This is a genomic window from Billgrantia campisalis (assembly GCF_022341425.1).
Taxonomy (GTDB): domain Bacteria; phylum Pseudomonadota; class Gammaproteobacteria; order Pseudomonadales; family Halomonadaceae; genus Halomonas; species Halomonas campisalis.
Genome location: NZ_JABFUC010000006.1, coordinates 251,440 through 261,131, shown reverse-complemented (window position 1 = coordinate 261,131; position 9,692 = coordinate 251,440). Strand labels below are relative to the sequence as shown.

The 9,692-nt window shown below is 61.8% G+C and carries 11 protein-coding genes; 4 read left to right on the top strand and 7 right to left on the bottom strand.

All coding sequences use genetic code 11. The features are described from left to right. The coding region (locus tag HOP52_RS09675) for a site-specific integrase (RefSeq protein WP_238977166.1) at window positions 1–382 on the bottom strand (382 nt) is incomplete at its 3' end. A 310-nt stretch (window positions 383–692) separates the two neighbouring features. Between HOP52_RS09675 and HOP52_RS09670 the strand changes: the two genes are divergently transcribed. From HOP52_RS09670 to nfo, 4 genes are all read left to right on the top strand, one after another. Continuing rightward, on the top strand, window positions 693–1,658 hold the full coding sequence (locus HOP52_RS09670; protein WP_238977165.1) for an integron integrase: 966 nt from the start codon (window positions 693–695) through the stop codon (window positions 1,656–1,658). 290 nt (window positions 1,659–1,948) lie between these two features. Continuing rightward, window positions 1,949–2,773, top strand: a complete 825-nt coding sequence (locus tag HOP52_RS09665) for a class I SAM-dependent methyltransferase (protein WP_238977164.1) — start codon at window positions 1,949–1,951, stop codon at window positions 2,771–2,773. A 72-nt stretch (window positions 2,774–2,845) separates the two neighbouring features. Beyond that, a complete protein-coding gene (locus tag HOP52_RS09660; RefSeq protein WP_238977163.1) occupies window positions 2,846–3,562 on the top strand; it encodes an aspartate/glutamate racemase family protein in 717 nt (238 codons plus the stop codon). Next, a complete protein-coding gene (gene nfo / locus HOP52_RS09655; protein ID WP_238977162.1) occupies window positions 3,559–4,404 on the top strand; it encodes a deoxyribonuclease IV in 846 nt (281 codons plus the stop codon). Before HOP52_RS09660 ends, nfo begins: the two co-directional genes overlap by 4 nt. A gap of 23 nt (window positions 4,405–4,427) precedes the next feature. Here nfo and HOP52_RS09650 read toward each other — a convergent pair whose 3' ends face one another. The 6 genes from HOP52_RS09650 to HOP52_RS09625 all read right to left on the bottom strand — a co-directional run bounded on the left by HOP52_RS09650 (window position 4,428) and on the right by HOP52_RS09625 (window position 9,667). Continuing rightward, window positions 4,428–5,051, bottom strand: a complete 624-nt coding sequence (locus HOP52_RS09650; protein WP_238977161.1) for a LolA family protein — start codon at window positions 5,049–5,051, stop codon at window positions 4,428–4,430. 2 nt (window positions 5,052–5,053) lie between these two features. Next, window positions 5,054–5,464: a cupredoxin domain-containing protein gene (locus tag HOP52_RS09645; protein ID WP_238977160.1), complete on the bottom strand. Its 411-nt coding sequence runs from the start codon at window positions 5,462–5,464 to the stop codon at window positions 5,054–5,056. 214 nt (window positions 5,465–5,678) lie between these two features. Next, the gene (locus HOP52_RS09640) at window positions 5,679–6,302 is read right to left on the bottom strand and encodes a response regulator (RefSeq protein ID WP_238977159.1); all 624 of its coding nucleotides are present in this window, start codon (window positions 6,300–6,302) and stop codon (window positions 5,679–5,681) included. Continuing rightward, complete coding sequence (locus HOP52_RS09635) at window positions 6,211–7,701, bottom strand: cache domain-containing protein (protein ID WP_238977158.1); 1,491 nt, start codon at window positions 7,699–7,701, stop codon at window positions 6,211–6,213. Before HOP52_RS09635 ends, HOP52_RS09640 begins: the two co-directional genes overlap by 92 nt. A 112-nt stretch (window positions 7,702–7,813) precedes the next feature. Continuing rightward, a complete protein-coding gene (locus HOP52_RS09630) occupies window positions 7,814–9,139 on the bottom strand; it encodes a TRAP transporter large permease (protein WP_238977157.1) in 1,326 nt (441 codons plus the stop codon). Window positions 9,140–9,142: 3 nt separating this feature from the next. Beyond that, complete coding sequence (locus HOP52_RS09625; protein ID WP_238977156.1) at window positions 9,143–9,667, bottom strand: TRAP transporter small permease subunit; 525 nt, start codon at window positions 9,665–9,667, stop codon at window positions 9,143–9,145. Window positions 9,668–9,692: the final 25 nt, after the last annotated feature.

Below are 9,692 nucleotides of genomic sequence, written 5' to 3'. Positions count from 1 at the left end.
AGCACAGTTCGAGCATCATGCGATGCTTGGGGTTGTGGCACGCCGTCAGGATCCGACGGACTTCGTCGCGGGTTAGCAGTTCCGGAATCCGCTGCGGCTTCTTCGGTACCACCGGCGATACGTCCACCGAAGGCCAGTGCAACACCTGCAGGTACAGGAACCGCACGCCGTACAGATAAACGCGGCAGCTGGCGGCGGACAAACCACGTTCCTGGACCAGATGGTTGAAGAAGTGTTGCAGGTCATCGGTGCTCAAGGTGTCTGGCGGGCGGTGGAAATAACGCGCCAGATCCGTGATCACCATTAGGTAAGTGGTGTGGGTACGTTGGGCGAAGCCACGTTGACGCATGGCCTCGATCATCTTCTGTCGTAAGGCAGTCATCGTCATCACTCCTGTTCTCTGACCCACGTGGGTCAATGAACAGTGTGGTGCGATGGGGCAAAAGACAGGATTCGACGACAGCTACCGCGAAGCGGTTTAGTTCAACAGTGATTGGACTGCACGTCCTGATATTGGATGAACGCATCTGCTCGTTCAACAATGTTCGCCAGCATGCTTCTTCCCCCCCTAACCTATTGATTTTTCCAACACCAAAGTATAGCTCGGCCACTCATGCAGAATTCGCGCGCTTGCGCGTTTTGCCGGAACCAATAATACTGTATGTATATCCATATCAAGAGGGAGCTGCCGTATGGATACGCAGACCAGACCGCCAAAGCTGATGGACCGTGTGAAGGCCACCATGCGGGTGAAGCGCTACAGCCCGCGTACCGAAAAAACCTACTGTTACTGGATACGCTACTTCATCCGATTCCATGGGATCCGGCACCCCGCCAGCATGGGAGCGCCAGAGGTGCGTGCTTTCCTGGAGTACCTTGCAGTGGAACGCCAAGTGGCAGCCGCCACGCAGAACCAGGCCCTGAATGCTATCGTCTTCCTCTATCGCCATGTTCTCGAGCAGCCCTTGGGAGAAATCGGTGAATTTTCACGCGCCAGGCGCCCTCGCCGGCTGCCGGTGGTGCTATCCCACGAGGAAGTGATGCGCGTACTGGGCCACCTTTCTGGCTCCATGTATCTAATGGGGACATTGATGTACGGCTCAGGGCTGCGGCTCATCGAAACATGCCGCCTACGTGTCCGGGATATCGATTTCCAACGTCAGGTTATTACGGTGAGAGCTGGCAAGGGCGACAAGGACAGAACCACCCTGCTCCCTTCGACCTGTATTCCCGCCTTGCAGCATCAAATCTCCACGGCCAAACAGCAACTTGACTATCGCCTGCATCATGGCCGTGTACCGGTGACGCTACCCCACGCGCTGGATCGCAAGTACCCGAATGCGGGTATTTCCTTGGCTTGGCAGTGGCTTTTCCCCGCCACCCGGCCCTGCTGCGATATGGATGGCAAGGTTGTTCTCCACCATATCCACCCATCGGCAGTGCAAAGGGCGGTCAGACATGCCATGCGCGCCGCATCGCTACCACGCCCCGGCTCCTGCCATACTCTGCGACACAGCTTCGCCACTCAACTGCTGAGCCAGGGAACGGATATCCGTACGGTGCAGGAGTTGCTCGGGCACAAGAGCGTGGAAACCACCCAGATCTATACCCATGTGCTGGGCAAGGGTTTTGCCGGGGTCCGCAGCCCTTTGGGGTAGCGGCACGGCATGAAGTCCAGCCACGCTACCGCCCTACCCTGCACGCCGTGGTGGTGCGCTGGCATCCGTGAGGTAGTCCCGGTGTTCCTTCGATGGGTTTCGTCAGTCCAATCTCTCAGCGGCCTTAATTCAGCCAGAGTATGCAAGAGTGGCGATGGATGCAAAATGGCCGTTGGTCGCAGCTTGTCGGGCACGGCTCAGCTGCGCCGGAAGCCGCGCCAGCCGCTACACTGATGACGACACCCTACCCTTCGACATAGACGCCATGGGAAACCATGCGAGGGGGCCCTATGACCGGCACCATGCCTGATATCCAGACCATCAAGGACGGCATGCGCAAGACCTGGATGGCCGGCGATTTTGGAGAAGTCGCCAAATTCATCCAGCACCACGCCGACGACTTTATCGCCAACCGCCATATCACCCCCGGCCTGCGACTGCTCGATGTCGCCTGCGGCACGGGGAACCTGGCGATTCCGGCGGCCCGCGCCGGGGCATCGGTCACCGGCATCGATATCGCCGACAACCTGATCGAACAGGCCCGCAGCCGCGCGCGTGCCGAGGGCCTGGATATCCGCTTCGAGGTCGGCGATGCCGAGAACCTCGCCCTGCCCGACGCCTCCTTCGATGCGGTGGTGAGCATGTACGGGGCCATGTTCGCTCCACGCCCCGAGTACGCCGCCGCCGAGCTGGTGCGGGTGTGCCGCCCCGGCGGCACCATCGCCATGGCCAACTGGATGCCCGAGACCTTTATCGGCGAGATGTTCAAGGTCGTCGGCCGCCACGCGCCGCCTCCGGAAGGCGTGCCCTCACCCGCGCTCTGGGGAGACCCCGCGACGGTGCGGGAGCGCCTGAGAGAGGGCATTACCGAGCTGCGCACCTCACCGGTCACCGTCATCTTCGAGTACCCGTTTTCCGTCCCCGAGGTGGTGGAGTTCCACAGGCAGTTCTTTGGCCCCATCGAGCGCGCCTGGGCCCGGCTTGAGGACGACGGCCGCGAGGCCCTGCGCCAGGACCTGGAGGCCCACTGGAGCCGGCATAACGAAGCCACCGACGGCAGCACCCGGGTCGAGGCGCAGTATCTGGAGGTCGTCGCCACCCGGGCGACGTCCTGACGCGACGTTGTGCGCCGGATAGCACGCGGGCTAAGCTGCGGGGCATGGTAACGACAAGGAGTCACCTGCCCCATGAAGACCATCGGCATGCTGGGTGGCATGAGCTGGGAGTCCACCGCCAGCTACTATCGGGCGCTCAATGAAGGCGTCAAGGCGGCCCTGGGTGGGCTGCACTCGGCGAAGCTGTGTCTCTACAGCGTCGATTTCGCGGACATCGAGCGGCTGCAGCATGCCGGCGACTGGGCGGCCACCGCCGAGATACTCTGCCAGGCGGCCCGGTCGGTGGAGGCCGGCGGCGCCGACTTCCTGATCATTGGCACCAACACCATGCACAAGGTGGCGCCCGAGATCGAGGCGGCGGTCGACATTCCGCTGCTGCATATCGCCGACGCCACGGGCCAGCGCCTGGCGGACGATGGCATCCGTCGCGTCGGCCTGCTCGGCACCCGCTTCACCATGGAGCAGGATTTCTATGCGGGCAGGCTCACCGAGGGGTTCGGCATCGAGGTGCTGGTCCCCGATGCCCTGCAGCGGGACCTCATTCACGAGGTGATCTACACCGAGCTCTGTCAGGGCCGGGTGCTCGACGCATCGCGCCAGCGCTATCTCGAGATCATCGACTCCCTGCAGGCGCATGGCGCCGAGGCGGTGATCCTCGGCTGCACCGAGATCGCCCTGCTGGTTCAGCAGGCCCATACCTCGGTGCCGCTCTATGACACCACGGCCATTCACGCCGAGCAGGCCGTGGCCTGGGCGCTGAGCGAGTCGATGGGAGGAAAGCCCGCGTGAAATACCTCGGAGCCCACGTCAGTGCCGCCGGTGGCCCCGACCAGGCGGTGTTGCGCGCCGTGGAGATCGGCGCCGATGCCTTTGCCCTGTTCACCAAGAACCAGCGCCAGTGGCGCGCCAAGCCGCTGACCGACGAGGCCATCGAGGCCTTCCGCACGGCCTGCCGCGAGCACGGTTTCGGCCCGGGGCAGATCCTTCCCCACGACAGCTACCTGATCAACCTCGGCCACCCGGACGCCGCCGGGCTCGAGAAGTCCCGCGCGGCCTTCCTCGACGAGTTCCAGCGCTGCGAGCAGCTCGGGCTCACCCTGCTCAACTTCCACCCCGGCAGCCACCTGAAGAAGATCAGCGAACGCGAGTGCCTGACCCGCATCGCCGACTCGATCAACCTGGCGCTCGCCGAAACCCGCGGCGTCACCGCGGTGATCGAGAACACCGCCGGCCAGGGCACCAACCTGGGCTGGCGCTTCGAGCACCTGGCCGAGATCATCGATCAGGTCGAGGACAAGACGCGGGTCGGGGTCTGCCTCGACACCTGCCACGCCTTCGCCGCCGGCTATGACCTGCGCACGCCGGAGGCCTGCACCGCGACGCTGGACGAATTCGACAAGGTGGTGGGTTTCAGGTATCTGCGCGGCATGCACCTGAACGACGCCAAGAGCGAATTCGCCAGCCGCGTCGACCGCCATCACAGCCTGGGCCAGGGCAACATCGGGCTGGACGCCTTCACCACCCTGATGCGCGACCCGCGCATCGACGAGATCCCCATGGTGTTGGAGACCATCGAGCCGGCGATCTGGGCCGAGGAGATCGCCTGGCTACGCGCTCAGCAGCCGGCCTGATCGCGATAAAGCCAATCCTTGTGTTACGGCGAGAAGTGATCGGCCGGCAACTCGGGATCGAGGTCGATATCCTCGAACCGCACCACCTCGAGTCGGGTGCCCTGGTCATCACGGCTGATCACCTGCAGTGGAAACAAGGTCTCGCTGTCGAGCCACAGTTCGTAGCGGGCCACCTCCCCGACTCGCTGGTCCGGCGCACCCTCCACGACCAGCTGCAGGGCACGCCGGCCCTGGAGGCTGACCTCACCGAGCTGCTGGAGCGTGCCCTGCTCCTGCAGGCGCTGGATATTGCGCAGCAGGGTGCCTACGTCCGACTGGTCCACCCGGTGTCCCCGGGCGCTGCGCACCATGCGGTTGAGCGGACTGAGCGACACGCTCGGCCGATTTCCCGGGCTGCCGAACGGCCAGAGCTGCACCCGCCGGGTCTCGGGGCTGTAGATCAGCACGGCGCCGCGGTAGGGCATGATCAGGTCCATGCGAATGAAGCCGGGACGCCGATAGCTGTAGCGGATCACCTCCTCGCCGCTGTCGCCCTGACTGCGCAGGGTCAGTTGATAGGCGTCGAGCTGTTCGAAACGCGCCAGCGCCGCCGCCACCGGGTTTGGCTCGAGGCTCAGGACCACCATCATCAGCAGCTCCGGTAGCATGATCACTCCACCACTTCCAGCACCCCGACCATGCCCTGCTCGCGGTGGCTCCGGAAGAACAACAGGCGCTCATCGCAGTAGAACTCGACACGTCCCGGCAGCCGGGGGGTAAAGCGAATCAGGGTCCCCTCGGTATCGAGCGAAACCTCGATATCGAGTCCCATTTCGGCAGAGCGGATCACCAGACTGTGGGGCGTGAGACCATACACCCGGCGTGCCGTCAGCTCCACCGGTATGCCGGCCCGTACCACGATATGCTCGGGTTCGAAGTAGTAGTTGCCACCCACCTGGGTGATGCGTTGCACACCGTCAGGGTCCATTCTGGCCATCTGGGGCGTCGTCTCCGTCCACGCCTTGCTGGCGATCACTAGAAGGCTGCTGACCAGCCCCCACCACAGAACTCGCTTCAGCATACGGCTGTTCATGTCGCACCACCCGCTCCGGCTCCGCATTCGCCGTCCATTACCCTGACTTCAGCATAGCAGTGAGAACGACGGCTCTCGGCGCCCTGAGTTTCCCCGACGCGGCCTGGGGCTTGGTCATGCTCACCCCGGAAGGGCAGGAACAGTTCATCGCTGCGGACCCCGAAGGCTTTCAGCCCGCCCAGGGCCAGTGGGAGATACCGGGCTACTCCAGCTCCACCAGCCCATGGCGCATCGCGTAGCGAAACAGGCGCGCCATGGAGTTGGTATTGAGCTTGCGATAGATATTGCTGCGATGCGACTCCACCGTGCGAGCGCTGATGGCTAGCGCCTCGCCGATGTCGCGACTGCTCATGCCTTCGAACATGAGCTTGAGGACATCGGTCTCGCGCTGGGTCAAGCGCCCCTCCTTCTCCTCGAGCAGGGCCCTGGAGACGCTGGAGCCGAAATGGCTGCGGCCACTCGCCACCTCGCGCAAGGCGAAGACCATATGCTCGGCGGAAGCGTCCTTGAGCACGTAACCAGCGGCCCCGCAGGCGACGGCACGGCGGATGTACTCTTCATTGTCGTGCATGGTCAAGACAAGGACCCTGATAGCAGGACAAGTCTCCCGCAGAATCCTGCAGGCCTCGAGGCCGGAGAGGCCTGGCATGGTGATATCCGTTACCACCACGTCAGGCTGCAGCGCCTGCGCCAGCGTCAACAGCTCCTGCCCCGAACTCGCCACCCCGACAAGATCAATGCCCGGCTGGGCCTCCAGCCGGTAGCGCAGGCCTTCCAGAACCAGCGGATGATCGTCCGCCAAAAGTACGCTTATAGACCCGTCCATCGCTTCTCTCTCCGCTTGCCTTGCTGGTAGCACGCTGATACGGCACCTTGAGCCTGATGCGCACGCCCTTGCCGGGCGCCGTATCGATCGTCAGGCGACCACCCAGCAGGTCGACTCGATCCTGAATGTTGCGTAACCCCAGACCGCTGCCATCCTGTTCCTGGCTCTGATCGGGGCGCCAGGCGAAGCCTTCACCATCATCCTCTATCTCCAGGTACACCCAACTCCGACGCCGCCGCACCTTCACCCTAACCTGATGGACCCTGCCGGCGTGCTTCTCGATGTTGTGCAGGCTCTCCTGGGTGATGCGATACAGCGCCGTTGCCAAGACCGGCTGACACTGCCGGCTGTCGATGTTCGACTCGAACTGAATCTGGACGGGCTTGCGCTCCACCAGGCCCGAACAGAGACTCTCCAAAGCCGCCACCAGCCCCAGATCGTCTAGCATGCTCGGGCGCAGGTCATAAGCGAGCCGCCTGAGGTCCTGGATTCCCGTTTCGAGGATGCGATCAGTCGCGGCCAGAGAGGAGGAGGCGTCAAGGTGATCTCCTCGTCCCAGGGCGTCATCGACACGCTCCAGTTTAAAACGCGCCGACACCAGCAGCTGGTTGATGCCATCGTGGAGCTCGCGGGAGATCCGCCGTCGCTCCTTTTCGAGGAAGCTGAAGGTCTTCTGGGCCATCCTGACCATTTTGCGATTCGCCACACGCGCCTCGCTCAGGTTGACCGCAAGGCCGATCACCGCAATGACGAGCAGGCAGGAAGCGGTAAAGAAAGCCATCAGAAGAATCGTCTTGCGCGCATTCCCGACCATGTGCCGTTCCATCTGACTGACGACCAGTTCAACGTCATCCAGATAGAGCCCCGTGCCAACCATCCACCCCCAGTCATCCAGGCCAATGGAGTAGCTAAGTTTGGGTTCCGAGTTACCACCGGAGGGCTTGTCCCAACGGTATTCGGTAAAGCCACCACCCGCTTGCGCCTTCCGGATGAGCTCCTGAATCAGCAGGTTCCCATCTTCATCACGGAAGTTCCACAGATCCTGACCCGCCAGATGCTCCAGGCGGGGATGGACGATATTCACTCCATCGTAATCGTAAACGAAGAAGTAGCCATCGGAACCATACTCCATGCGACGAAAGGCATCCGCCACGCGTCCTTGTGCCTGATTTCTGGACAAAGCAGGGTCTTCGTATATGTCACTGATCGCCGTATAGGCCAACTCCATATAATTCTTTAGCTCAGCCTTTTTGGCTTGCAGCAACCCATCCTTGAGGATGTCCGACTGCACCCCACTCAACCGCGCACTCTGATGGATAGCAAAGAAAGTGACACCTGCAATGAGAACCAACAGAGGTAGCAAGGTGAGCAGCGTCAGTTTGGTTCTGAACGTGAACACTGGCGCACACCTGTTCATTTATTATTGTTGAGCGATAAGCCCCGCCAACCTCTATGTCGGACGAGGATTGGCAGGGCCTGATCGCCAATTTTGCCCTAACGATTATAGCAACTCACCATCCTACCACCGCGGGCAACCATAGCACTACCTCTGGGAAAACGATGATCAACGCCAGGGCCAGGACCTGGATCAGGACGAAAGGAATGGCCCCCTTATAGATGTCGCCCGTGGTGATCCCCGGTGGTGCCCCCCCCTTCATGAACAGCAGCGACCAGCCGAAGGGCGGCGTCAAGAAGGAGGTCTGAAGGTTCATGGCGATCAGGATGGCCACCCAGACCATGGACATGTCGCCCTGGCTTGCCAGGAAGGGCAGAAACAGCGGTACGGCGATATAGGAGATCTGGATCCACTCGAGGAAGAACCCCAGGAAGAAGATCAGCAGCAGCATGAAAATCAGCGTGCCATACATACCGCCCGGCACCCATTCGAACATCGCCTCGATCAGGAACTCACCGTCCAACCCCCTGAAGGCCAAGGCGAAGACCTGAGAGGCGATCAGCACGAAGAAGATCATGCAGCTGACGCGCAGCGAGGTCTTTACCGTATCGGTGAACACCGCGAACGTCATGCGCCCGGAGATGATCGTCAACAGCAAGGCTCCCACTGCCCCTACCGAGGCGGCTTCCGTTGGGGCGGCTACGCCACCAATGATCGAGCCCAGCACGGCGAAGATGAGCAACAGCGGTGGCACTACCACCTTGCAAAAATCCTTGCATAGCGCCAGCTTGCTGACGGCGGCGCGCTCATCTTCATCGATGGCGGGCACATCGGCGGAAAAGAAAAACGCTAGCACCAGCAGGTAGGCCAGATACATGCCGGCCAGCAGCAGGCCGGGCACCAGGGCGGCGGCGAAAAGGCTGCCGACTGAAAGGTTCATGATATCCGCCAGCACCAGCAGTACCAGGCTTGGCGGGATGATCTGCCCCAGAGTGCCGGCGGCACAGATGGTGCCGCACGCGACCGTCTTCTTGTAGCCGCGGCGTACCAGGGTAGGCATCGCCATCAGGGTCAGTGTCACGATCACCGCACCGACGATTCCCGTCGCCGCCCCCAGCAGCACACCCACGATGATTACCGCCAGCGCCATCCCGCCCGGTAGGCCACCACACAGGTGGCCAATCACGTCGAGCATACGCTCGGCGATCTTCGATCGCTCCAGCATCACCCCCATGAAGACGAAAAGCGGGATCGCCAAGAGAGTGTAGTTTGAGACGACACCGTAGATCCGCGAGGGCAGCAGCTCGAACAGCCAGCCATCGAAGCCAATGAAGCCGAATACGAAACCGACGAAAGCCACTACGAAGCCAACCGGAATGCCGGTCATCACCAGGACGAAAAAGGCAACGATCATGGCCAGAGCGTAATATTCCAACGGCATGACTCAGGCACTCCCAGCGTAGTGTTGAATAAGGCGCCTGCTGTTCTCCAGCGCCTGCCGTACCGATTCTGTCGCCACGAAGACGAAACCAACGACCACCATGGACTTGGGTATCCAACGCCAGGGAAGCCCTGATGAATTCGGTGAGCGCTCACCGCGAATCATCGAGCTCTCGGCGAACGGAAAGCTGTAATGGATAATGAGCAGTGCACAGGGCAGCGCCACCAGGATCGCGGTGATGAGATTCAGCCATATCATGCCCACGGGGCTGAACCGGCTCGACAGAATGTCCACGCGAACGTGGTCGTCGAACTTCATGGCATAGGCGATCCCCATCATCGCCATGACCGACAGCAGGTACCACTCCAGCTCCTGAGCCCAGACCGCTCCAATACCCAGGGCATAACGACTCAGCATATTACCGAATATCAAGGCGATCATGATGACCATGGTCACTCCGCCAATAAAACCGGCAAGGCTCGTGATACGCTCGAGCAGGCGCTCGAGCGACTTACAGAAACGCAGCATGTGAACTCCCCCTCCGGGCGGGCAC

Bases quoted from the DNA above. Each gene is read 5' to 3' on its own strand.
- HOP52_RS09670 (WP_238977165.1), top strand. From the start codon at position 693: ATGGATACGCAGACCAGACCGCCAAAGCTGATGGACCGTGTGAAGGCC.
- HOP52_RS09665 (WP_238977164.1), top strand. From the start codon at position 1,949: ATGACCGGCACCATGCCTGATATCCAGACCATCAAGGACGGCATGCGC.
- HOP52_RS09660 (WP_238977163.1), top strand. From the start codon at position 2,846: ATGAAGACCATCGGCATGCTGGGTGGCATGAGCTGGGAGTCCACCGCC.
- HOP52_RS09650 (WP_238977161.1), bottom strand. From the start codon at position 5,051: ATGCTACCGGAGCTGCTGATGATGGTGGTCCTGAGCCTCGAGCCAAAC.
- HOP52_RS09645 (WP_238977160.1), bottom strand. From the start codon at position 5,464: ATGCTGAAGCGAGTTCTGTGGTGGGGGCTGGTCAGCAGCCTTCTAGTG.
- HOP52_RS09640 (WP_238977159.1), bottom strand. From the start codon at position 6,302: ATGGACGGGTCTATAAGCGTACTTTTGGCGGACGATCATCCGCTGGTT.
- HOP52_RS09630 (WP_238977157.1), bottom strand. From the start codon at position 9,139: ATGCCGTTGGAATATTACGCTCTGGCCATGATCGTTGCCTTTTTCGTC.
- HOP52_RS09625 (WP_238977156.1), bottom strand. From the start codon at position 9,667: ATGCTGCGTTTCTGTAAGTCGCTCGAGCGCCTGCTCGAGCGTATCACG.